Source organism: Acidianus brierleyi, assembly GCF_003201835.2.
Classification (GTDB): Archaea; Thermoproteota; Thermoprotei_A; order Sulfolobales; family Sulfolobaceae; genus Aramenus; species Aramenus brierleyi.
Genome location: NZ_CP029289.2, coordinates 2,642,348 through 2,666,259, shown reverse-complemented (window position 1 = coordinate 2,666,259; position 23,912 = coordinate 2,642,348). Strand labels below are relative to the sequence as shown.

24 protein-coding genes and 2 pseudogenes are annotated in these 23,912 nt (G+C 32.3%); 19 read left to right on the top strand and 7 right to left on the bottom strand.

Translation table 11 applies throughout. From position 1 onward, the window contains the following. Nucleotides 1-52 precede the first annotated feature (52 nt). The gene (locus DFR85_RS30270) at nucleotides 53-487 is read left to right on the top strand and encodes an NUDIX hydrolase (RefSeq protein WP_110271487.1); all 435 of its coding nucleotides are present in this window, start codon (nucleotides 53-55) and stop codon (nucleotides 485-487) included. 406 nt (nucleotides 488-893) lie between these two features. On the opposite strand, the gene DFR85_RS30265 is transcribed toward DFR85_RS30270, so the two are convergent. After that, entirely contained in the window at nucleotides 894-2,132 is a 1,239-nt protein-coding gene (locus DFR85_RS30265; protein WP_110271486.1) for a hypothetical protein, read from the bottom strand. Between the two features lie 192 nt (nucleotides 2,133-2,324). Continuing rightward, nucleotides 2,325-2,663, bottom strand: a pseudogene (locus DFR85_RS30260) (PaREP1 family protein); the annotation flags it as partial. A 301-nt stretch (nucleotides 2,664-2,964) separates the two neighbouring features. On the opposite strand from DFR85_RS30260, the gene DFR85_RS30255 reads away from it, so the two are divergent. From DFR85_RS30255 to DFR85_RS30250, 3 genes are read left to right on the top strand one after another with little or no spacing between them, the layout of a single operon-like run. Further along, nucleotides 2,965-3,339 (top strand): hypothetical protein, encoded by a 375-nt coding sequence (locus tag DFR85_RS30255; RefSeq protein WP_110271484.1) that lies wholly within the window; start codon nucleotides 2,965-2,967, stop codon nucleotides 3,337-3,339. Beyond that, the gene (locus DFR85_RS32165) at nucleotides 3,312-3,437 is read left to right on the top strand and encodes a hypothetical protein (RefSeq protein WP_281351040.1); all 126 of its coding nucleotides are present in this window, start codon (nucleotides 3,312-3,314) and stop codon (nucleotides 3,435-3,437) included. The genes DFR85_RS30255 and DFR85_RS32165 overlap by 28 nt, the downstream gene beginning before the upstream one ends. Nucleotides 3,438-3,447: 10 nt before the next feature. Next, on the top strand, nucleotides 3,448-3,714 hold the full coding sequence (locus tag DFR85_RS30250) for a hypothetical protein (RefSeq protein WP_110271483.1): 267 nt from the start codon (nucleotides 3,448-3,450) through the stop codon (nucleotides 3,712-3,714). A gap of 77 nt (nucleotides 3,715-3,791) precedes the next feature. On the opposite strand, the gene DFR85_RS30245 is transcribed toward DFR85_RS30250, so the two are convergent. Both DFR85_RS30245 and DFR85_RS30240 read right to left on the bottom strand, forming a co-directional pair. Continuing rightward, on the bottom strand, nucleotides 3,792-5,834 hold the full coding sequence (locus tag DFR85_RS30245) for a xanthine dehydrogenase family protein molybdopterin-binding subunit (protein ID WP_110271482.1): 2,043 nt from the start codon (nucleotides 5,832-5,834) through the stop codon (nucleotides 3,792-3,794). Nucleotides 5,835-5,941: 107 nt separating this feature from the next. Continuing rightward, entirely contained in the window at nucleotides 5,942-6,772 is an 831-nt protein-coding gene (locus DFR85_RS30240; RefSeq protein WP_432417914.1) for an acetoacetate decarboxylase family protein, read from the bottom strand. A gap of 267 nt (nucleotides 6,773-7,039) precedes the next feature. Here DFR85_RS30240 and DFR85_RS30235 point away from each other — a divergent pair, with 267 nt between their 5' ends. After that, nucleotides 7,040-8,737, top strand: coding sequence for a thiamine pyrophosphate-binding protein (locus DFR85_RS30235; protein ID WP_246252922.1), 1,698 nt, complete (start codon nucleotides 7,040-7,042; stop codon nucleotides 8,735-8,737). A gap of 168 nt (nucleotides 8,738-8,905) precedes the next feature. Then, nucleotides 8,906-10,378, top strand: coding sequence for a CoA-acylating methylmalonate-semialdehyde dehydrogenase (locus DFR85_RS30230; RefSeq protein ID WP_110271481.1), 1,473 nt, complete (start codon nucleotides 8,906-8,908; stop codon nucleotides 10,376-10,378). Between the two features lie 3 nt (nucleotides 10,379-10,381). Here DFR85_RS30230 and DFR85_RS30225 read toward each other — a convergent pair whose 3' ends face one another. Further along, the gene (locus tag DFR85_RS30225; protein ID WP_110271480.1) at nucleotides 10,382-11,059 is read right to left on the bottom strand and encodes a helix-turn-helix domain-containing protein; all 678 of its coding nucleotides are present in this window, start codon (nucleotides 11,057-11,059) and stop codon (nucleotides 10,382-10,384) included. A gap of 329 nt (nucleotides 11,060-11,388) precedes the next feature. Between DFR85_RS30225 and DFR85_RS30220 the strand changes: the two are divergent. Both DFR85_RS30220 and DFR85_RS30215 read left to right on the top strand, forming a co-directional pair. Next, nucleotides 11,389-12,343: pseudogene (locus tag DFR85_RS30220) on the top strand (transposase). 619 nt (nucleotides 12,344-12,962) lie between these two features. Then, a complete protein-coding gene (locus DFR85_RS30215) occupies nucleotides 12,963-13,970 on the top strand; it encodes a VOC family protein (protein WP_110271479.1) in 1,008 nt (335 codons plus the stop codon). Nucleotides 13,971-13,993: 23 nt separating this feature from the next. Here DFR85_RS30215 and DFR85_RS30210 read toward each other — a convergent pair whose 3' ends face one another. Next, nucleotides 13,994-15,076: an alcohol dehydrogenase catalytic domain-containing protein gene (locus DFR85_RS30210; protein WP_110271478.1), complete on the bottom strand. Its 1,083-nt coding sequence runs from the start codon at nucleotides 15,074-15,076 to the stop codon at nucleotides 13,994-13,996. Between the two features lie 232 nt (nucleotides 15,077-15,308). Between DFR85_RS30210 and DFR85_RS30205 the strand changes: the two genes are divergently transcribed. The 9 genes from DFR85_RS30205 to DFR85_RS30165 all read left to right on the top strand — a co-directional run bounded on the left by DFR85_RS30205 (nucleotide 15,309) and on the right by DFR85_RS30165 (nucleotide 21,940). Further along, entirely contained in the window at nucleotides 15,309-16,541 is a 1,233-nt protein-coding gene (locus DFR85_RS30205; protein WP_110271477.1) for an NAD(P)/FAD-dependent oxidoreductase, read from the top strand. Nucleotides 16,542-16,707: 166 nt separating this feature from the next. Beyond that, nucleotides 16,708-17,514 carry a ferritin family protein gene (locus DFR85_RS30200; protein WP_110271476.1) on the top strand — a complete coding sequence of 269 codons (807 nt, stop codon included), beginning with the start codon at nucleotides 16,708-16,710 and terminating at the stop codon, nucleotides 17,512-17,514. 81 nt (nucleotides 17,515-17,595) lie between these two features. Beyond that, nucleotides 17,596-18,042, top strand: a complete 447-nt coding sequence (locus DFR85_RS30195) for a GlcG/HbpS family heme-binding protein (protein ID WP_110271475.1) — start codon at nucleotides 17,596-17,598, stop codon at nucleotides 18,040-18,042. A 200-nt stretch (nucleotides 18,043-18,242) separates the two neighbouring features. Further along, complete coding sequence (locus DFR85_RS30190; protein ID WP_110271474.1) at nucleotides 18,243-19,172, top strand: YHS domain-containing protein; 930 nt, start codon at nucleotides 18,243-18,245, stop codon at nucleotides 19,170-19,172. 3 nt (nucleotides 19,173-19,175) lie between these two features. After that, nucleotides 19,176-19,607, top strand: a complete 432-nt coding sequence (locus DFR85_RS30185; RefSeq protein ID WP_110271473.1) for a hypothetical protein — start codon at nucleotides 19,176-19,178, stop codon at nucleotides 19,605-19,607. A gap of 2 nt (nucleotides 19,608-19,609) precedes the next feature. Beyond that, complete coding sequence (locus DFR85_RS30180) at nucleotides 19,610-20,011, top strand: Rieske 2Fe-2S domain-containing protein (protein WP_246252921.1); 402 nt, start codon at nucleotides 19,610-19,612, stop codon at nucleotides 20,009-20,011. Then, nucleotides 20,008-20,352: an MmoB/DmpM family protein gene (locus tag DFR85_RS30175; RefSeq protein WP_110271472.1), complete on the top strand. Its 345-nt coding sequence runs from the start codon at nucleotides 20,008-20,010 to the stop codon at nucleotides 20,350-20,352. Before DFR85_RS30180 ends, DFR85_RS30175 begins: the two co-directional genes overlap by 4 nt. A 5-nt stretch (nucleotides 20,353-20,357) precedes the next feature. Beyond that, nucleotides 20,358-21,485, top strand: coding sequence for a ferritin family protein (locus tag DFR85_RS30170; protein WP_110271934.1), 1,128 nt, complete (start codon nucleotides 20,358-20,360; stop codon nucleotides 21,483-21,485). Continuing rightward, complete coding sequence (locus tag DFR85_RS30165) at nucleotides 21,482-21,940, top strand: metal-sulfur cluster assembly factor (RefSeq protein WP_168367221.1); 459 nt, start codon at nucleotides 21,482-21,484, stop codon at nucleotides 21,938-21,940. The genes DFR85_RS30170 and DFR85_RS30165 overlap by 4 nt, the downstream gene beginning before the upstream one ends. A gap of 2 nt (nucleotides 21,941-21,942) precedes the next feature. On the opposite strand, the gene DFR85_RS30160 is transcribed toward DFR85_RS30165, so the two are convergent. Then, entirely contained in the window at nucleotides 21,943-22,923 is a 981-nt protein-coding gene (locus tag DFR85_RS30160) for an amidohydrolase family protein (RefSeq protein ID WP_110271470.1), read from the bottom strand. Nucleotides 22,924-23,271: 348 nt separating this feature from the next. Between DFR85_RS30160 and DFR85_RS30155 the strand changes: the two genes are divergently transcribed. Next, nucleotides 23,272-23,649, top strand: coding sequence for a hypothetical protein (locus tag DFR85_RS30155; RefSeq protein ID WP_110271469.1), 378 nt, complete (start codon nucleotides 23,272-23,274; stop codon nucleotides 23,647-23,649). A 67-nt stretch (nucleotides 23,650-23,716) separates the two neighbouring features. Continuing rightward, on the top strand, nucleotides 23,717-23,911 hold the full coding sequence (locus DFR85_RS30150; protein WP_110271468.1) for a sulfocyanin: 195 nt from the start codon (nucleotides 23,717-23,719) through the stop codon (nucleotides 23,909-23,911). The last annotated feature ends 1 nt before the right edge of the window (nucleotide 23,912 follow it).

Sequence of the window (23,912 nt, the reverse complement as noted above, 5' to 3'; positions counted from 1 at the left end):
ATTCAATTTTGAGAATATGAAACTTTTTTACTTCTTTTCTTTCACTTAAATTATGGCCAGATATCCTCAAATTCTTTCTGTTCATCTCTTTCTTTTAAGAGATGATGAAATACTCTTACAACTTAGGAAGAATACTGGTTACAGAGACGGTTGTTGGAGCGTTATAGCAGGACACGTAGAAGCTAAAGAGTCTGCTACAAATGCTATGATGAGAGAAGCTAAGGAAGAATCTGGAATATTGTTAGACTCAAAGGACTTAGTTCTAGTTCATGTAATGCATAGATTCGAAAATCAGGAAAGAGTAGATTTTTTCTTTAAGGCAAATAAATGGAAGGGAGAACCAGTGATTATGGAGCCAAACAAGGCGGGAGCATTAGAATGGGTTAGGCTCTCAGAATTACCCTATAATGTAGTACCTTATGTTAAGCAAGCAATAGAACTAGGTCTTAAGAAAGGACAAATATATAGTGAGTACGGATGGACTTGAAAAATAAGTGAACTCCTATAGCGATTTTCACTAATATTTCCAAAGTTTTTGTATTTCTTATCTTACACTATTTAAATGAATAAGAGCATTATGGAAATACTAACGATGTTATTGGAAAAATTACTTATCAAATCTTGGTAAAAATCATAATTATCTCAAATATATCCGATCTATTTGTATTTGTGATACCCTCATGTTAAGCACTCTTGATAAATTCCCGTAAACCGCTATTCTAAATTTAATGTCTAATTGAAAATTTGTTTATCAATATTGATAAAAACTGAACAATGTCACAAATCAGAAATTAAAGAAAAACTACTTAAAAGATTATATGGGAAAGAAAGTAAATATAGTACCTTTATATCTGCAAATTTATGGCAAATTTTCTATTTCACAAAACTAAGGACTATTTTAAAGTTACTCTAATATTCTTTGTCTTAAAAAACAATGTTACATAAACTATTACACCAATAATCCCTACATATTTTAGAACACTTAACCCTCCAATCTCAGCACCTATTTCTGAAATTACAATTACTGCTACTGAATATACTAATGAGAAGATGAACTCCATAATAGGTATTATAGTTCTTATCTTCTCCTTTTCGATAGATGTTACTAGAAAAGAGTTCAGATAAATAAACGAAGAGTTTTCCAGTACCAATATTGCAAATACTCCTAGCATGAATACAGGAAAGAGAGAGACTGTTAAGGATAGTAAAACGATTACCATAGCTATTGTAACTCTGTAGAACAACACATAGTTACCGAAAGTATCAAAGCTCAATACGTTAGAAATATATGTTGCTAAAATCATTGATATTGAGAGGAGAACTAGATAAATAGAGTAGCTAATATTGTACATATTTGTAACTCCTAATAAATAGAAAATTATTGGAGATACAGCTGTAATAATTGGATAGAGTACGTAATCACTCATAAGGAAGAGTTTTACAGTAGTGTTTATCTTCTGTAGAGATTTGATCTGATCTATAAATAAGAAAGTGAGGGATTTTTCTGCCTTAGGATAGTGTAAGCTCAGCTTAAGCAAAATGATAATTAACATGAATAGTAACACTATTGCGAATCCTACGTCAAAAATTATTAGTCCGTATATATTCTCCAGCATAATTATTGTTATGACTATAACAGTCTGATTCACTTGGCGTAAAGAACTTAAGATTCCCTCAATCTTTCTTAGCTTGTTAAAATCTAGGTTTACGCTTTTTAATAAGTACAAGTTGACTGGCTCCCTAAGTATAGATAAGGAAATGAAGATTCCTTGAACTAGTCCGTAAAGAGGAATGAAACTAGAGTTAGTCAGCACTAGGATAATAATAAATATTAGAGTAACAACCTGTGCTGAAATTATCGTAATGTCGTACCTCTTTAAGTTTTTTACCAAGTTATTTATTGTAGAAGAGAAAGGCAGTAGAAAAGAAGGAATACCGCTTATTGATGTAGCTGTAATTATTCCTATGTCTACTAAATTTCTAGAATAAAGATAAGTATAACCTACTAGCAAGTAATAAAGTATAAGGTTGACTGGTAATAGCTGAGTTAAAAAAAGAACTTTTAGAGTATTATCATGCTTCAGAACTTCAAGACTCTTAATAATATCGCTAATCTTTTCCATATTTTTCATATATTATCATTCCTAGACTAATTATATCTTCATTATTTCTGGCTCCTTCATACGGGCATAATAGTTCGGCAGGATTTCTACTTCTTAATCCTCGTGTCCACCAACTAAATTTATCTTTATCTATGTATAGGTTTCCATTACCATCTAAGTACCCTACTATTCCTCTATCGCTATAAAGATCTTGACTACATTGTGTAGAGATAAAGCTATTCTAACTGCGTTTTCAGCATCAATGCCCAACTTTTTGAGGTCTTTTGAAATTCCTATTAATCCCGTGATAGGAGCAGAATATCCAACGCTCTCATACCAGTACTTCTCCTTCTCGTTTTTAGACTTGATAATCTCATTAAGGTTTTTTACTACAAGCGCACTAATAGCCGACTTAACGCTCAGAAAGGCCTTTGCTGAAGCATTTTGTAATAGCCCTCTTTCTAGCATTTCTAAAGTTAATTTACCCTCAACTAAGCTATCGTATAATTTAGCGTAAATGTACGCTTTAGAGTCTTTCTTATAGTCTAAATATCCTTCCATAAGTTAAGTGCATCTAAATTATAAAAAACTTTAAGATTATAATACAGGATGAGAATTTTAGTAGAATATACGGTACTATCATTAGTACTTTAGTAAGTTTTTGTCTTATTATTTCCTGTTTTACGCTATCTAAATGAATAAGAATTTTATGAAACTATTAGTATTTTTAATTAGAAGCCTTCTCATTAGTATTTCCGGAAAATTCTTAGTGTTCAATTTTTCTTATCTCGTAATGAATAAGGCCTTTAGAGTTTACTAATATTAAAATACCTTGGTGAAATAGATAATATAGGTGAATTAGATGACTTTGGTTATAAAAAAGATTGATGAAAAAAAGCTTAGAGAATTTAAAGCTGAAGCCATAAAGAGAGGATTAACTCTATCTGAGGCTATAAATCAAGCAATAGATTTATGGTTAAGCAATACTAAAGGAGAAGATTTTGAAGTAGAGAAGGAAAGAGAGTTAAACAATAAAGTATTTGAGGAATTAAAAGATAGATTACCCAAAGATAAGTATATTGCAATTGCAAAAGGTAAATTTCTAGGGGCTTACGATTCTTTAGAAGACGTGTCTAAAGCATTGAGAGGTTTAGAAGTTAAACAAGCAATAGTTGTCAAAATTGATAAAGATCTTCCACGTGAGGGAGAATGGCTAACAGGAAGTATGTTACAGTAGAGTGCTTTGAGGGTGAAAAACCATATATTAATGTCAAGTTAGTAAACCTAAGGGGAGACTCGTCAGAAGTGAGTTTAAGAATAGATACTGGTTTTTGATGGGAGCATATTGCTTGATACTTCAACGTATGCTAAATTTAGTATTGGAGAAATTCCAGAATCGTTATGGTTTAGGTTTAAGACTTTGAATGGATATTTAATAATGAGGACTGCTAAAGCAATCCTGAATGTTGGTGATAAGAAAATAGAGACTTATGTCTTAACATCTAGGGACTTTGATGGCAAGAATCTAATAGGGCTTGAGGTAATAAAGGAATTGGCAATATTATTAGATGGAAGAGAAACATGCATAATGAAAGAGTTTAAATCAAAGTGATATTATAGAAATTTAGTTGTTTTCCTTAAATAAGCAGCTAGAATATTGTTAAAGCGTTGAGATTGGAATAAAATCTATTATTTGTTAGATTCTAAAGCAAAATCTAGACTTATGGGAGTTCTAGTAATTTTTTTGCCTAAAAGTCTTTCTAGAGCTATGGTCACTGCTGCCACGGATCCAGTAGTTCCAGCTTCACCTACTCCTCTGGCGCCGTCAGGAAGTGATGAAGGAAATTCTACGATATTAGTAATAACCTTATACGAAGCCTCCTTTGCAGTTGGAACTCCTTCATCTCCTATTGAAGATATTAAAGGAATTCCATTTTCGTCGTATTTAGCTTCCTCCCATAAAACTTGAGATACGCCTTGCAAAACGCCACCTATAACTTGACCTTCGACCTCTTCTTTAATAATAGCCTTACCAACGTCATCGAAAGCGTAATATTCCACAACTTTAGGACGATAATATTCGTCAATGTCTACGACCGCTATATGTGCGCCTGGAGAAAATATTACGTCTGCTTTGTAAAATACTTCATACGAGAACTCTTCGTTAGATTTTATTGCTTCTTCGATCGTGAGACCCCTAGATTTTAGATCTTCTAATATCTTTTTACTAGCTTCCACTACTGCCGAGCCTGCAATAGCTGCAGTTCTACTACCAAAACTACCAACTCCCTCTTTTACACCGATTGTAGTTCCTGTAATAACTTCTATGTTATCTTCATTAACGTTAAGAACTTGCGAAGCTAGTTTAGCAAAAGTAGAACGATGAGCTTGACCATGAGGACCGCTTGGAACAATGATTTTAATCTTTCCTTTACCTATAGTAACTCTAGCAGATTCTCCGGGAGGTACGCTAATTTGTTCCGCGAATACTACCAATGACTTCCCCTTTTGTGGTATCTTTCTATAAATTTCCTTTGCTCTATTAAATACTTCCTTATAACCTCCTTTATCAATTTTTAATCCTGAGGGAGTTACATATTCTCCATTAATGAGATTTTTTTCTCTCAATTCTACTGGATCCATTTTTAGTTCGTTAGCAAGATCCTCCATCAGTGTTTCATGAAATAATGTAGCTTCTGGTCTTCCAGCTCCTCTGTACGGTCCAGTAGGAGGCAAATTAGTGAATACTCCTCTAGCCTTCACGGAAATAAATTCCATTTTATAAGGTCCTGTCAATAATCTTGCTATAAAGGACGGAGTGGTAGCATTAATTGTGTAATTATATGCTCCTAGATCGACTATTATTTCTCCCTCAATTCCTAACGTTATGCCTTGTTTATTTGCGTATAATCTTACTTTTCCATAAACTCCTCTCCCTTGAGTAGGATTTGTTAAGTGTTCTTTTCTTGTCTCTATCCATTTTACTGGTCTTCCTAACTTTATTGAAGCCAATGAGGCTAATGCATATTCTGAATGTCCGGGGACTTTATTTCCGAATCCTCCTCCCACATTTTTAGGAGCAATTACAGTAATATTTTCTGGACTTATGCCAAGAACTTCATGAAGATCATTCCTTATTCTGAAAGGAGCTTGAACTGATGCATAGAGTGTAAGAGATCCGTCTTTATAATATGCTATTATTCCTTTAGGCTCCATGGGGTTAGAAACTATTCTATTTTGTGCTATTTCTCTATCTACAAAAACTTCTGCCTTTTCCTTTAAGTTTATATTTCCTCCTTTAATTTCGTTATCTGTTGAGATATTAGTTCGCAAACTCGGATGTATTATATCTTCATCCTTCATTGACTCATAAACGTTTGTAATGGGTGTCTCAGGCTCATAATCTATACTTACCTCGTCAGCTATATCTTCCATATCATATCTGTTTTCAGTCACTACTGCAGCTACTGGTTGGCCAAAGAAATTTACGTTTTCTCTAGCTAAGACCGGCATTCTTGCTACTTTAGTTCCAGGGAAAGTAATAGCTGGCATTTCTGCATAAAAGTCTTTTCCAGTTAGAAATAATAATGAACTAGAGGGTGGCGTTATGCTTTTAATTTTTGCCCTCGCGTAATTTGATCTTATAACATATAGATATACTTCGTTATCAAAATGAATATCGTCTACATACGTGGTATTACCTGACACTACCTCATAATTTTCTTTCAACATTTAGCCATTATTTCTCGTGATTAGATTAAAACTTGACTTCAAACTTGTTTTATTGTTAACATAACGAAAAATGAAGATGTATATATGAAAATTGATAATAAAAAGATCTATGTTACTTTTACTACATTTTGTATATTTTTAGTCAATAGTTGAGTCTTAGTAACTTTAAAATACAAAGTATAGTAATATCCCCCCATTACATTCTCAACTTTTAGTAAATCTACTTCATCATTAACATATCCTCCTAGTTCTACTGTGGCTTTTCCTTTCCATATTTCGCCAGAAATACTTTCGTCTCTGACTCTACTGACTACTTCATATAGATCTTCTTCATTATCTCCCCTACTTGCAAATCTTCTGATATTTAGGAACGGACCAAAATTTCTTAAAGGCACGGAATCTGCTTTTTCTTTTAACTCTACTTGCAATCTTAATAACACTCCACCTCCTCTTACGGCATAACCTCCCATTTTTAGTCCAGCTTCAGCTTTATTATATTTAGGAAGTAGCGGATGTAATTTTGTCATTGATATTTTGGCTATTTTCTTTGGATAACCGTCTAACCAACCTCTTACCAATGCCCAGTCTTTATCTACCCACATGAAAGGAAAATATAGGTAATTTTTACCTTCAAAGTTCACTTTAAGCCCTATGGCCCCTTCCATATATTGCACTAAATCAGGATCTTGATACATGTAATCCCAGTTATTCTCGGAAGTTGATATAAAATCTGCAATATAAACCCAGCCTTCTCCATCAGTAGTAAGAAACTCTGGCAAGACCATATTTGCCGATTCTCTAGTAAACTTAACATGTGCAGATATATATGTTACACCATAATACCAAGGTGGTGGGAATACTATTTGTGATTTATCATTTTTGGTTAAAGGTAGAGTGAACCCGTTATTTGAGTTTTGTAGCATAACCATTTTCTTCATGTGATTCTAAATAAGTGTTTATCAAACAAGTTTTATGTATCACGATGCTATTATACTAATAATAAAGGATATCAAAACTTTTTCAATTGAAAAGTTAATAAAGTCTTGGAAAATTTTAATTTTATATGTAAAATATTTCATAATTAATTCGACGAGATTAGATCTATAATATTCTCAGAAAATACATCGAAATACGTTCTAAATATGTTTTAATACAACTATATTACTATACTAATTTAACTATAAAAATTTCTTATTCAAAAATATATGATTGTAATGAATGGCGCTAATATACTCTTGGAAATGCTTGAAAGATATAACGTTAAATATGTTTTTGGATTACCTGGAGAAACTTCGCTTGCGTTATATGAGGAATGGGAAAAGTATAATGAAAAAATTAGACATGTCCTTGTGAGAGATGAAAGAAATTCTGTATATATGGCGGATGCATATGCAAAGATCGCTTTTCAGCCAGGTATAGTAGAGGGACCTAGTGTAGGTTCTACATACATGCTTCCAGGAATTGCAGAAGCATATAAATCTGCTACTCCTTTAATAATTATAACAACAGATACCCCATTAGGTTCTGAGTATAAAAACGTGTTAACATCTATTGATCAGTCTGGTATATTTCAAAAAATTACTAAAAGCACATATACGGTGTATTCTATCTCTGATCTTCCACTAATAATTAGGAAGGCATTTAGAATATCTACTAGTGGAAGACCCGGCCCAGTTAATATTAGAATACCTTCAAATGTTCTTGAAGATAATGTTAAGGATCCAGAGATATATTCACAAAATGAATTTTCAAAATATCCTGCAATTAGAATAGTTGATGATGAAGAGAAAATTAAAGAAATCTCAGAAATGCTGATGAAGGCAGAAAAACCAGTAATAATTTGTGGCCAAGGAGTATTATATTCCCAAGCATGGAATGAAGTAACTGAATTAGCAGAACTATTAGATATACCAGTAGGTTCTACAATAACTGGGAAAGGCTGCATTTCCGAATTACATCCTTTGTCTATAGGTGTAGTAGGTGGTAGAGGAGGATCAAGTTTTTCCAATAGTGTAGTTAATGATGCTGATTTAATATTTCTTTTAGGAAGCAACACGGACTCTGCTAATACAAATTATTGGACTATTCCAAGTAAAAACAAAGTAATAGTTCATATTGATATAAGCTTTGAAGATTTAGGTAATGTGTATAAAAGTATTAACGTAGTTGGAGATATAAAAGCCATCTTGAGAAAGATAATTGCAAATACTAAAAAAATTCAAAGAACCGCATGGAGAAATGAGGTAAATGCAAGGAGGGAAAAGTTTCTCAACCATATTAAAGAACTTAAAGAGAAAGATTCAAATTATATAAATATTCCAAAATTAATAGACGAAATGGATAAACTAATCAAAGATGATATACTGATAGCAGATCCAGGGATAGGTGCGATTTCGACAGCTGCGTTTTATAAGACGAAATATAGCGGTAGGCGCATAATATTCAATTATGGCATGGGAGGTTTGGGATATTCGATCCCAGCATCAGTAGGAGCTTATTTAGCATCAAGGAAGCACATTATAGTACTTACTGGAGATGGGAGCTTTAATTTCTCAGTTGGAGAGTTGGAAACTATAAAAAGATATAATATAAACGTAACAATAATATTGTTTAATAATTCTTCATATGGATGGATAAGAGCCGAAATGATGTTATATCATAACTCAAAATACTTCGATACGGATTTCTCTCCTATAGATTATTCTAAAATAAGCGAAGGATTTGGATTAAAAAGTTATATAATAGAAAAAAACGCAGATATAGCACCAGTTTTGACAGAATCTTTTAAAAATACGCCTAGTCTCGTAGATATTAGAAGCATAACAGAGGATAGATTACTCCTGCCAGTTGAACATTGGATTAATAAAGCTAAGGAAAATAAGAATAATGATTTTATATACTAATTGTATGTATATTTAAGTAACATTTAACAACGTAAAGTTATAATTAGAAATTTTATATGACGTTATAAGAAATATATGTATAAAAAAATATAAGAATATGTAGTAAAGTTTCGAACATGTTGCAAGTATAGAATATAAATCAATATGATTAAAGTACTATGATTGCACATGACAATTCTAGACGAGGTTCAAAGCAACTATGGAAAGCTTAAGCTTTTTGTTAATGGAGAATATATTAATTCTGAAACAGAAACGTTTTCTCCAATATATAATCCAGCAAAAGATGAGAAGATAGCAGAAGTACCATTTTCTACTAGACGAGAAGTTAGTAATGCTATAGAAGCAGCTCAAGAAGCATATGAAAAGTGGAAGGATTTACCAGTAACTAACAGAATACAGTATCTATTTGAGTTAAAAAATAAACTAGAAGAATATTCGGAAAGTATTGCAAGAATAATCACACAGAATCACGGTAAAACTATCCAAGAATCCAGAGGAGATATGAGAAGAACTATAGAAAACGTAGAATCAGCTATTGCAGTTGCATATACGTTAGCAAAAGGTGAAAATATAGATCAAGTTTCCCAAGACGTTGACGAAATGGTTTCTAGAGAGCCTTTAGGAGTATTTGGCGTTATAACACCATTTAATTTCCCAAGCATGGTTCCATTTTGGTTCATACCTTATGCAATAGTATTGGGAAATACTGTAGTAGTAAAACCTTCGGAAATTACTCCAGTACCAATGGATTTTATTTCGAAGATTTTTAACGAAATCAAACTTCCTCCTGGAGTCATTAATGTCGTACATGGAGCAAAAGATGTTGTTGACGAGTTTTTGGAAAATAAGCTAATTCAAGGTATAACGTTTGTAGGATCTACTAGAGTTGGAAAATATGTCTATGAGAATTCAAGTAAAAATGGTAAAAGGTCCATAGTACAAGCAGGTGCTAAAAATTTTATAGTAGTAATGCCAGACGCTGATCCAAATATTACAGTTCCATCGTTGGTATCATCATTTTTCGGAAACGCCGGACAAAGATGTTTAGCAGCAGCAAATCTACTATTAGTTGGAGATAATGATAATATCAAGAAAAAGTTTGTGAATCTTTCTAAACAATTAAAGCTTGGATACGGTCTTGATGATACAGTAGATATGGGTCCTGTAGTAACTAAAGACGCAAAAAAGAGAATCACGGGATATATAGAAAAGGGAGATGCCGAAGGCGCAAAACTTTTACTAGACGGTAGAAATGTTATCGTGAGCGAATATCCTAAAGGTTATTTTATTGGACCGACAATATTTGATAACGTTCACCTTGATATGACTATAGCGAGAGAAGAAATATTTGGTCCAGTAGCCTCTATATTATACGCCAAAAATCTAGATGATGCAATAGAAATGGTTAACAAAAGTAATTATGGGAATGCAGCCTCTATCTTTACTACGTCGGGCTATAATGCTAGAAAGTTTAAGAGAGAAGTTATCGCAGGAAATATAGGTATAAATATAGGAGTAGCTGCACCTATGGCATTTTTCCCATTTGGTGGAAGAAAAGATTCGTTCTTTGGAATTTTACACGGTCAAATAGATAGTGTGGAATTCTTTACGGAGAAAAAGGTAATTATAACAAGATGGTAATTTTTAGTCTTCCTTGTTATTTTTTATATGATTGGGCAAATTATAGAAATCCAATTCTCTAATCAATTGTTTTATTACTTTATATTCAGCAGATCTTAAATGGTAAGTAAATGTAGACTTACTCAGATTAGCAATTTTTGATATTTTATCAGACTTTATCTTCCTAGGGAAGTTCAAATATCCGTATTTATATGCCAGTGTTAATGAATCTAACTCATGCATTGAGAGATTATCTTCTTCTATATCAAACTCACGTTGCGCTATATAATCCACCTTACCGCGACTTTGCAACTCGTTAAAAAGTTGATGTAAATAATCTTCATATATGAGAACTCTCCAAAACTCTCTACCGTTATATTTGAATCCGTTTAGAATTACTCCATTCAAATTTAGTACGGTATTTATAACACTATTTGAGTATTTTTTTCTAAAATCAAATAAGATTTTGTTATCTGTAGCATTTAATAGTGAGCTACCAATATAAGTTTTTGATTTTTTGATTTCATATATTAGATCCTTATTTTTCTTATTAAATGTTATTATAGATCTAATATAATCTTTTTCAGTGTCAATTTGTAAATTAATAGTCTTAACTACATAATCTCCAACTAAACTAGTCCAGCAATGTTCATGTGAAACAGCAAATATCACCTCGTTTAGCCTATTTTTAGTATAAGTCATTAAACTTTTTTAATCTTTAAAGAATTTAAAGATATCGTCAATTATATATATAAAAGTACGAAATCAAATCATATCTTTAGCAGTGAAGTTTCATCAATTTTACTAAGAACGATACAATTTCTATGGAAGAGAAAAATATCAAGAGAGATAGAAAAAGTCGGCATATTTCAACATAATTATCAAAAAATTTAAGATTAATCGACAAAAGAAGATGAAAATGAGTTTGTATATTCAAGATAATACTATGTGTTTAGTATTATCAAAAGAAGAAGAAAGGTAGAAGAATGAGAAGAACAAGAAAAGGTTAAAACGAGGGACTCCATTTCCCCATTATGACATCCTCGTTATCCTTAACGGGGTTGGAGTCCCTCACAATACAATCTGTATTAGAAGGACTTAACGTTATCTCCCCAGAAATCCCACAAAAACTCGCAAAAACAGCCCCACCAATGACAGGGAACAGAGGAAAAGAATACTTATACTTAATAAGACAAGGACAAAAAGCACTACAAGACAAGAGAAGCTTCAGGTTCTACCCACTATACGAAAAAGTGAAAGGAAAGCCAAGCGTACTGGCTGCAGACGAATCAGGAATAACTATAGGAGAAAACGAACAAGAAAAGGTAAATGACCTTAACTGTATAACTGGAAGAGGAAGGAAATAAAAGCAAGATCACTAGACCTCGTATACCCTTGAGGTTAACCCTCCTCGTGGAGATCGCAGACTTGAGTAGCGAAAGTCCATCAGAATTCCTACTCCAAAGCGTGAGAGAGGTCTCACAACACATTCCCATAGATTACATGCTTGCAGACGCGGGATTCTTGAGTTTGAACATGTTGAAGGAAATGCCGGTCAAGACAATAATAAGGGGTAAGTCAAGCTTGAAGGCTTTTAAGGAACTCTCTACTCTTCCTCTTGTTGAGAAGATCTTCAAGGTTGAAGATAGGATTTACGTTGCTTATAGGATGGTTGAGATTGACGGTCTTTATTATTATGATGTTGTTTACGTTAAGGAGAAACCTAGGCATTTTACTTTTGTTTCGAATTTTCTTGGTGATCCTTATGAACTTGCTGAACTTTATAGGTTAAGGTGGTTGAGGAGGGCTTCAAGGTCAGGAAGGCTAGGATAAGGTATGTTAGGAAGTTGGGGGAACAAGGTCTTTCTTTTTCTTTATTACACCGTCCTAGATTCTGCGTGGAATCTCGTGAATCACTTGTTCTTTAATTTTGTTTCTCCAGGTAGGAAGCCTTTATCCTTTGATTCTTTCGTTAGGCTTCTCTAAATTTCCTATTTGTTGAGTGTACTCTATGCACGTCTTTTTTACGACGTGATAAAAATTCAAAAATCTTCAATTTCTTGAAGTTCTACACGCCATGTTTGATTCAAATTATCTGAATATGTTTTGTTTTATGAATATCATATTAACTTTCTTTATATCAGTCTCTTATTGAAAGGCTTAATATTATATCTTTCATAAGAAATAATTTAGTGAAACACCACTGCTAATTATATAGAGTTTTTAGAATTTGTTATAGATGTTCCATAGTCTTTAATAATAAAGTTTAAATTTAACAGAATTATTGAATTTCCAAGTAATAGATTGAAAAGATAATAATTTATTTGATGCAAATTTTATGTTGTATAATCGAGTAGTTAACCTCAATAATTATTTTAAGATTTAATGAAATCGCACTGTAATTTAGAAGAGCCCATATTGTTAATTATAACAAAGTTTCACATGTATTTTTAACTAAGGATTGCAGACAATGGTAATATACTATTAGAAATTCTTATTAACCTTAATTTTTTATTATAATATATAATGTTTCATATATTAAGCTCTCAAACTTGTTCGATTAATATTTTTAAATATATTAACCAAATTAACAACATGATAAAAAATGGTAAATAAAATTCTCTCACAATTAACAAGCGTAGAGATATTGACACCAAAAGTTGACGATACTTTATGGTTTTTTAAAGATCTGATTGGACTTCATGAAGTAGGAAGAAAAGGCAGATCGATATATTTAAGAGGATGGGAAGATTGGTATACTTATAGTCTAAAGATAACCGAATCAGATACTACTGGTGTAGCTGAAATAAACTGGAGAACGTATAGTGAACAGGATTTATTGGATGCAGTAAAAATAATAGAATCATACGGATTAGGATTAGGCTGGGACAATGGAGACTCAGAATTTGGAATTGGTAAAGGATATAAATTTCTTTTACCAAGCGGGCAAGTAGGTAGAATAACTTGGGAAATGAAGACGTTTAAATCTAGTGGTAATCTCAGGTCAGGATTTAAAGCTAGACCAATGAAAAAACCTACAATAGGGGTGCAAGCAAAAGATCTATCGCATGTTTTTATTTTTGCATATAATGATCAAGCATTAGCTAAATCAGTAGATCTATTAAAAAGACTTTCTTTTAAAGTAAATGAGATGCTTAAAGAGGGTAATCATACAATAGCATATTGGATGGCAGTTAACGGAACTGCACATGATCTAGCTATAAGTGTAGATCCATCTGGTATTCCTGGAAGATTAAATCACTTTACTTATAATGTAGATTACGCAGACGATTTATTGAGAGCTGCAGATACTTTCAGTGAATATGGAATAGAAATAGTGGGAGGCCCTTTAAGACATGGAATAACTGATAGTCACTCATTATATGTTAAAGAACCTAGTGGAAATACTGTAGAATTATTACATGGGGGATATACTAATGTAGTACCAGACTGGGAACCAGTAGTATGGGATACTAAAGAAGATGAAAACAGATGGCTATATTATTGGGGTCATGTAACAGAAGCTTTCTGGGACGGTAGCCCAATACCGCCATCCAGAGTAAGTGAAGAATTAAAGGAGTTAGCTAGGCAAAAATTAGGCGCTAAAGTATAAAAATAATTTTTATTTAAAAAAAATTAAAATTTCTTTATAATAAATCTTCCTGAATTCTTATATTCACTCATTTCATTATACGCATCATTAACCTCATCAATACTTATTACCTTATATATTATCGGATCTAAGTTAATTTTTCCTTCCGACATGAGTTTAAAAATTCCTTCATAATGCTGTGCGGCTAACATTAATGCTCCTTTTATATTTATTTCACGAGCTACTATCAGATCTGCTGGTAAAGGTATTGTTTCTTTTCCTTTCATCATTAAACCAGCAAGTATAAGAGTTCCTTGAGGTCTTAAAGCAGGTAATAGCGCGGCTACTGCGTCTGGATTTCCACTACCATCAAAAATAACATCTACGACTCCGTATACTTTGCTTATTTCGTTTAGAACAGAATTAAGTTCGTTGATTTTTCCAGAATATCTATATGCTCCAATACTGCCCAATTCTCTAGCTTTTTTTAGAGTTTCAGTATTAATATCTACAGCTATTGTTCTTGCTCCTATTGCGCTAGCTATAGCAATAGCGCTTAATCCCATTCCGCCTGCGCCTATAACCAGAATTAAATCGCCTGGTTTTATTTTAGATTTAAGTACTAATCCGTTCCAAGCAGTTCCAAAACCGCAACCAGTAATTGAGGCCCATTCTGGTTTAATTCCTTTGGGAACTTTAACTAGATCTGTGACAGATCTGGCTGGAACTAGCATATATTCTGCAAAACATCCGTCTATTCCGAAACCTGCTATAACTAGATGTTCACATACGTTAGAATTTCCATTCATACAATATGGGCATGTCCTAAAATCTCCAGTAGAAGAAGCTGGCATTACAACGTTATCTCCTATCTTTACTGATTCCACGTTATCACCTACTTCTACTACTTTTCCAAAAACCTCATGTCCTTGAATTATTGGCAATTTTCCTCCTGACCATTCCATATATGCGACTAAAGATGGATCTCCTCGCCATAAATGCCAATCTGATCTACATATTCCGCATGTATCAACTTTTAATAATACATCTCCCTTACCTATCTTAGGTTCTGGTATGTCTTCTATTTTTAATGGACTCATAAATCCTACTAGTCTAGCTACCCTCATTATCTGTTAACTCTATTTAGGAACTTAATTATATGTTTCTAACATGTTTGAAGATTTCTTATTAAATATAATTATGAATTATGAACGTAGTAGGCAAAATACTATCATTAATTTATTAACAGAAAGTTTTAATCGGAATTCTACATTAAGTAGAAAATTTAATTATTAATAAATTAAATACCAAAAGTAAAACTTATATTTTAATGCTAGTATATTAGTATATAGAGGAAAGTTGGAAAAAACTTGTAAATATTTAATAATAGGGAGCGGAGTAGCAGGTTATAACGCATTAAAGGAATTATTAAGCATCAGACCAGATTCTAGGATAATACTAGTTTCTAAAGATAGAAATTATCCCTATGACAGACCACCTCTCTCAAAAGAATATCTCAGAGGAAAAATCGATAAAGAAATGTTATTTTATGAGAGTCCAGACTTCTATAAGAAAGATAACTTAGAGATCTTGTTAAACAAAGAGGTATTAAAAATAGATATAGGAGATAGGGTAGCGATTTTAACAGACGGAACTGAAATAGAATTTACTAAAGCACTAATAGCTACTGGAGGAAGACCTAGGAAACTAAATATTCAAGGAGAGGAGAAGAAGGGAGTTCATTATCTAAGAACATTAGATGATGCAGATTCCATAAAAAACGATGTTATTTCAACAAAGACCCCTGTAATTATAGGAGGAGGATTCATAGGCATGGAAGTAGCATCGAGTCTAACTATTCTAGGATTAAGACCTATAGTGATTGAAGTTAAGCCATATATTTGGAACACGTTTGTAGATGAAAAGATTTCAAAATTCATACAACAATATTTTGAAAATAAAGGAGTAAGATTCCTTATTAACGAATCAGTTAAAGAAATTTATGGTAGCGATAAAGTAGATGGAGTAATTACTGAATCTGGAAAGAAAATTGAGACTAATTTCGTTCTAATTTCGGCTGGGATTATACCTAATACAGAAATTGCAGAAAGAAGTAAAATAAATGTAAATAACGGGATAACAGTTAATGAAAAATTAGAAACAAGTGCTCTAGGCATATATGCAGCTGGGGATGTTGCTAGCATCTTTGAACCTATAGCGAATAAAAGAAAGCGTATTGAACACTGGAATAATGCTGAGTATACTGGAAAACTTGTAGCGCACAACATGCTAGGTAAGGAAGAAACTTATAATTTTATATCAACGGTTTGGTCGGATATTTTTGATTTACATATAGAATCAGCAGGAGATACTATGGATTATGATGAGTACCTAATACGTGGAAGTTTCGAAAAACCATCGTTTAGTGTAATATATGTAAAGGGAGGAATAGTAAAAGGATATCTAAGTATAAATAGGAAAGTCAAAGAAATAGCAGCATTAAACAAAATAATAGAGAAAAAAGTTGATGTAAGCAATAGGAAGAACTCATTGGTTGATGAAAGTTTTGATTTACAAAAATTATTAAGTTAAATTTTTTATATGCTTCTTTTTAATAGTTAAACAATGCTCTGTAAATTATGGAATATTAATTAACATATTTGTAATTTAAGTATAACTAAAGTATTGACAACGTATATAATAAGTATAGAACATGTTCTAATAATGTTTATATTAAGTATCTTCAAATATAATGCAAATGAAACCAACTCCTTCAGAACCTAAATTACCGTCAAGAGACGAATATTATAACCTTGCTACTAAATTAGAATGGACTCCTAAATATGTCTCAGAAGAGGAACTATTTCCAGTAGATATGAGCGGAATACCTAATTTACCTATGGATGTTTGGGAAGAACTATATGATGCTCCATATAAGGTAACATATAGGGAATATGTTAAGAATCAAAAAGAGAAAGACCAAAGGTTTTTCGCCGTAAGAGAAGCCGGATTAAGATCGGAATTATTGAAAAAATTGGATCCAACATATCATCAAGGGACATTCTGTTTTCATATAACTGCAGTACCAATACCAGAATATACAGCATCTATAGCAGAAGCTAGGATGGCTAGATTCGGAAAAAGTGGTGAGTGGAGAAATCTATCTACGTTCGGGTCAATGGATGAAATAAGACATACTCAGCTTCAGATTCTATTATCACATGATAATATAGCCGTAGATCCTAAGTTTGCATTTTCTCATAAAATGTTTTATGTTGATGGATGGTTACCGATAGCTGCTAGGTCATTCTTCGATGATACTATTACTGGGACTTCTGCAATAGAATTTGCGTTAATGACAACTTTCGCTTTCGAAACTGGATTTACTAATTTGCAATTTGTAGCTTTAGCTGCCATGGCTAATAAAACAAATGACTTCGTATTCTCTACTACAACGCAAAGTATTCAAACAGACGAATCTAGGCATGCACAGATAGGACATCCAGTTCTAAAAATATTTTCTGATATTACAAAATTAAGTGATGATTTAGTTAAAAAGGCATAATTTTTTTAATCTAAAATATTTATATATTTCTCTTCAATGAAATATAGAAATATTTAAAATCAGTAGTACGTATTATTATTTATGAGGAATACTTTAAGATTAGATCTAGAAGATGCTAAGATACTTGCAGAAGGTGCAGAAAAATCTGCAAATAACATGGGTATTAAGGTCTGTATATCTATCTGTGATGAAAACGGAGATCTTATTTTATTTCATAAAATGAATGATGCATTTCTTATAAGCACAGAAATTTCAATATCGAAAGCCTATACAGCAGTGGCAGTTAAAATGCCTACAAGAACTATAGGAGAAACCACATATCCAGGAAAAGTTAACTACGGTCTACAATTTACTAATTTGGGCAGATTTACAATATTGCCAGGTGGTTTTCCTATCATAATAAATGGTAACGTAATAGGAGGAATAGGAATCAGCGGAGGCACAAGCGAACAGGATGAGAAGATAGGATTAGATTCAATAGCTTATTTTAAGTCTAAAACTAATCTGCAAGTCAAAACTAATTTTTAACCTTAACTAAAATTCGTATATCATAAGATTAATTGTATTAATATTTAAATTTTTTATAATAATGAGATATCAGTATAAGCCATTTTTAATTTATTTAATGGTATAAGTAATAATGGAATATTTTAGTAGATCATACTACTCAAACAAGTTTGAACAATACTTAAAAGTATATAACATATAGACAACCTTAATGATGATATATGGAACAAGAAGGATTAGGCAAAACTAGGAACGAAGTTAAGAATAATCTTCAAACTATTTCATCAAATTTGATGCAGCAATATAGAAAAACAGTAGAATATGCTGCAAAATTGGGCGAAAAAGGTAAGGGTTATAGAGAGGCGGGTGAATATCTTGTAGCTAAAGGTTTTTGGGAATCTATAAGGCTTATAGGCGCTCTTACAGGCGTTTCCATGGATTACTTAACACCGCTTGATGCAAGAATAATGTCATACAAGGAATTTATGATGGAATGGGTAGGAGCTCAGTTCAAACGATTACTAGAAGATTACGGAGTAAATCTGCCATGGTATTGGAAATGGTTCGAACTTGAGTTAGACTATTGGCATCATGACTTCGATATAGGTTTATATACATGGAGAAGGACGTTAAACATTAGCTTTAGAGGACCTTCTCCAGATGAAAGAAAATGGCTTAACGAGAAATATCCCCAATGGGAAAAATTTTTTGGTAGAGTTTGGGATTTCTATGCTAACAAGATAATTAATGGAGAGAATCCATTACCACTGACTGCAGTACATCTATGTAACATATGTATGGTTCCTATTCAAGCACCAACCAATGGTAAGTATTTGAGAATTTACTTGAAGGAGTATAAAGGAAAAATTTACACTTTCGATAGTCCAGCATGCTTATGGATTTTTGAACAAGAACCAGAGAGATATGCTGGACGTAGGACATATACTCAAAGAGTATTGGAAGGATTAATACAGTTCACAGAAGAAGCATATCAAGATCCTAAAAGACTTCTCCAAGAAGTTATTTGGGATATGGGACTGACTGAAGAAGGAGAAGCTGGATTAGATCCCACAAACGGAGGGTATGGATTGCTATATAAAGAAAAAGATCCAGATTTCTTTAATAGAATAAAGAAATATACAGAGGGATAAAATATGAGCGAAGAAGCTTTACCTATAATTTTTGTTCCAGAAGAAGGTACTGTGTGGTTACCAGCTATATTACCTGCTAATATTAGTGTAAAAGAAGCAGTAGAGATTCTAAGGAGCCTTACAGTAAATGTGTTAGTCTGGGATAAGAAAAAAGAACTGCGATTAGTTAATTATCATTCTGGACAAGTTCTTGAACATGAAGCTAAAGTAAAGGACTGCATAAAGCCTTATGACGTGTTCTGGTTAGTATGGTGGCCACCAAAAGAGGAATTCTGGAAACCAGAAAATCAAACTGACGAAATATTCCAAGTAATTAAAGAAACAGAAGCAGAAATTAAAAATGCTCCTAGATCTCCTGCAAACATTTTTGGAGATGAATTAGAAAAATATAGTATAATTAAAAGACTTGAGAAAGAGGGTAAGTTAAGGGCGTGAATATGTTGAATTATCCTGGAACATTTGTTAAAGTCTGTAATATAGATGATATATTCGAGGGAGAAGCTAAATTATTCGAAATCAATAAATATGATGTACTTGTATTGAACGTAAAAGGTGATATTAAAGCATACTATGGAAGATGCGCACATGCCTTAGGTCTGCTTGAGCCATATTCTTTTGATGGTGAAGACAGAATAACTTGTCCAGTTCACCTATGGGAATATGACGCAGTTTCTGGTAAAAGTATAAATCCTGAAGGAAGTTCTCTTTTTCCTTTAGATGTAAAAGTTGAGGGGAACGAAATTTTTGTAAAAGTTCCCAATATTCCTCAATTAGAGTTCAAGGTTAAGTGGTTTAAAATGTATTCCGAATCTCAAAAAATAGCAGAGGTGGAAAAATGAGTGAAGAATTAACTATAGAAAATATTTTAAATAAATATGAATTAACTATAGATAAATTACCGCCAGATATAGTAGGCCCAGTTCTCACAAAAGACGAGATAGCGTTCGCAGTTATAGAGGCTATAGCAGCAGATAATCCAAGTAATTTTATCGGAGTAATAGATAGAGGTTCATATATACGAGTAGTAGGAGAGAGAAAGCTAATCCTAAATAAAGATACATTAGAACGTGTAGCCGGAGAAGAGATTAGATTTCCAGGAGAGATAGAAGTTAGAATGAGTGCATTTGCAGGAAAGATAGAAGTAAGAGGAGATCATATAATGTGGTATTTAGAGAGGTGATGAAAATGACTAAGTTAGAAGATTTAGAATGGTATAAAAGATATAAGGAACTTTTCGGTGCATTTAAATCTGGTGAAGGAGATAAATTCTACAGAGATTATGAATATAAAGGATATAAAAGAGTATGGGCAACTTGGCCTTTACTAGAGAAAAAAATAGGTAAGAAAAAGCCATCTGAATATCAAATAGTTACCTATGCTTTATCCTATTGGGCTGATCCTAAATCACCTACATACATATATGATAAAGGACCTTTTGAGTTAGGTACTGATCATCTTACACAAAAATGGTATAGACATTTTAGGGATAATTCACCATTTATTAAACCATTATTTGAAAGAAGGCAATGGCACGATTATGAGGATCCTTACAAGTTAACGTATTGGAATTATAATAATATGGCAGACGATAATGAAACATTTTTAGATAAAATTTATGAAGAAATAGTTAGTTCAAAATATGATTTGAACTTAAGTGAAGAATCATTGGAGTTTTATAGAGACGTTTATGATCCAATAAAATATATATGGCATATATTTCAAATGGAGTCCATGTACTTAGCTAGTATGAGCCCTACTAGTAGCGTTACAAACGTATTTGTTTTCATGGGAATGGATCATCTAAGAAGAGTGCAAAGAATTGCCCAAAGGATAAAGATGCTCGATTTCGTATATCCGTCATACGCATTCGGTACACGAGGGAGAGATCAGTTTGAAAGAAGTTCGATATTTCAGCCTACTAGAAAATTACTAGAGAAAATGTTAGTTACGTATGATTCAGGAGAAGCGTTAACAGCGTTTAACTTAGCAGTAAAATATGTATATGATGAATTACTATTAAACGGATTATCAAGCTTAGGTACTTCAAGAGGAGATGAAATCTTGAAGCATATACATAGTTCATTTTATAATGATACATTGAGGCATAGGCATCAAATTACTGAATTGTTTAACTACGCATTTAATAAAGAACCGTCTTTAAGAGACGTTGTTAGACCATGGCTAAACGATTGGAAGGAAGAGACTTATAGCTCTATTGAGGGATTCAAAGACGTGTTTAAACAAGAATATGATAATATAGTAAAGGATATTCGAAATGGTCATGAAGAATTCCTAAAGGGATTAGGATTATGATAGAAAAAATTATAGATATTTTGAAGGAAATTTACGATCCAGAGATTCCTATAAATATATATGATCTAGGATTAGTGAGAGAGATTAATATTGATGAAGATAAGATTACTGTTAGACTTATTTTTACAGCAAATAAGGGCTGCACGTTAGCTGATATGATAGCTATTCAAGCTAAATATAAAATTTCCAAAGAATTTCCTAATTATAAAGTAAGTGTAATGTCAGATTATAATGTTAAGTGGAATTTAAGTTATGCTACTAATGAGGGGAGAACAATGCTAGAGGAAATCTATGGCAAGGAGACAGTACAAAGTTTAGAAAATGTTACGATAGAGGACATTATTAGACCAAAATTTAGGGTAGAGAATTTAGATCCAAAAAGTTATATGGCAGAAATAATTGATAGAAGATATAAGGAATTTAAAAATTGGTATGAGAGACATAGAATTTTATAAAATCATATGTGAAATAATAATCTAGCATTTTTCTCTGCTATTTTATCTTTATCTTCTTCACTAATTTTAATTTTCTCTATTATTTCATATGGTTTATAGTAGCCCATTTTAAATGGATAATCGCTTCCTAATACTACATGATCTTCTCCTACGAAGTTAATGAGAAATTCTAATACTTTAGTATTAAATACTATATTATCAAAATACATATTCTTTAAAAAATCGCTTGGTATTTTATTTAGATCTGCCGAATTCCCCCTAACTTTATATCCGTGATCGATTCTCCCAATCTGATATGGAAGAAACCCTCCACCTTGAGGTACTATTACTCTTAGATTATATTTCTCGATCATGCCAGACATTATCAATGAAGCTACGGCTATAGTATCTTCGATAGGTACTCCTAATAAGTTAGTAAAATAATAGTTTCTTAAATTTTCGCTACATATAATATCGGTAATTTGTGGGTGAATAAGGATAGGTATATTCAGAGAACTAACACTTTGAAAGAGTTCTTCGAATTTCTTATCATCCAGATTCCAATTTAATATATGAGTACCTATTAATACGCCCTTAAGACCAAGATCGTTAACAGCCCTTTTTAATTCCTCCACCGCTATACTAGGTTCTTGAAGTGGAATCCCTGCAATCCCCATAAACTTACCTTTACTTTTTTCGCTAATTTCGGATAATTTATCATTAAATTTTTTATAAAAACTTAACGCTATATTTATGTCAACATCGTATAGATACGAAATTGGTGCCAAAGAAAGTATTCTTATATCTACTTCACTGTTATGGAGATCTTCTATCAATTTCTCCTCATTTAAAAATCCATTATAGGCACTTCCTTCCCAAGAATTCTTTCCTACAATAACCTTGATTTTATTGCTATTTATATTAAAGGAGAAATTAAGTTTGTTTTTAAATTCCTTTATAATATCAAGTGGAAAATAATGTGCATGCACATCAATTTTTAGCATAGTAAATGATATGATATCAAGAAAATAAATCTTTTTCTGCAGTGTTCATATAAAAACGTTCTGTTCATATATTCATAAGATATCTAAATCAATATAATTAACTTGTTCTAATATGTTATGAATTTCTAAATATTCCTGAGATTATCGTAAGCTAGTTCCTGTTCCATGATTTTAAGACATCAAAAAAATAATATCTGAAACCATCTTAAACAATTTTCCAAGGTAACTAAAGATATTCCAAATTTCTGCTTTAAGAAAGATAGAGGTTCTCATATTAGTGATGTTAATAATTAATAATAATTTAAGATTTGGGAAAAAGTTTAATAAATCTTAATTTGAGGTGAGAATATGAGCCTCGTAAAACAACTATATTTTCCGTTAAGAGTAATATCTGGAGCTTTACTTATAGTATGGGCAGCAATACATCTATATCTTTCAGCGTCTCTAGTTAAACTGCTACCGATAGTAGGCTACTTTTTCATTATTGATTCTATTCTCGCGATAGTCGGAGCAATAATTCTATTTATAAATTTAAGAATTCTTTATCTTCCACTCTTGGTCTATAATTGGATAAATTATCTTTTAGTCACTGAATCTAGAGTATTTCCGGCGCCTATTCTAGGCAAACCATTACCAGTTATTAATGTTTACGTAATAGCAGTAATAATTATTGACATTATTCTAATAGCTTTAACTACAGTAACGTGGATAGGATCTAGAAGATAATTTGAAAATAATATTAATTACAAGAATTGGGAAAACATTTATAAGTAATTAAAAGGATTGGTTAACTATGAAAATACCTAAGGCAATAGAATTGGCAATAATAGTGATTTCAATTATAGTGATAGTAATAGGAGGAGTATTCTTAGCTATGGTACCAGTTCATACATCGCATACTACTGCGCCCACATCTTACAGTACTTCCACTAACACATCGACGTCTACATCCAGTAGTTCCTCAAGTTCAGGGTACGTATGGGGATAGA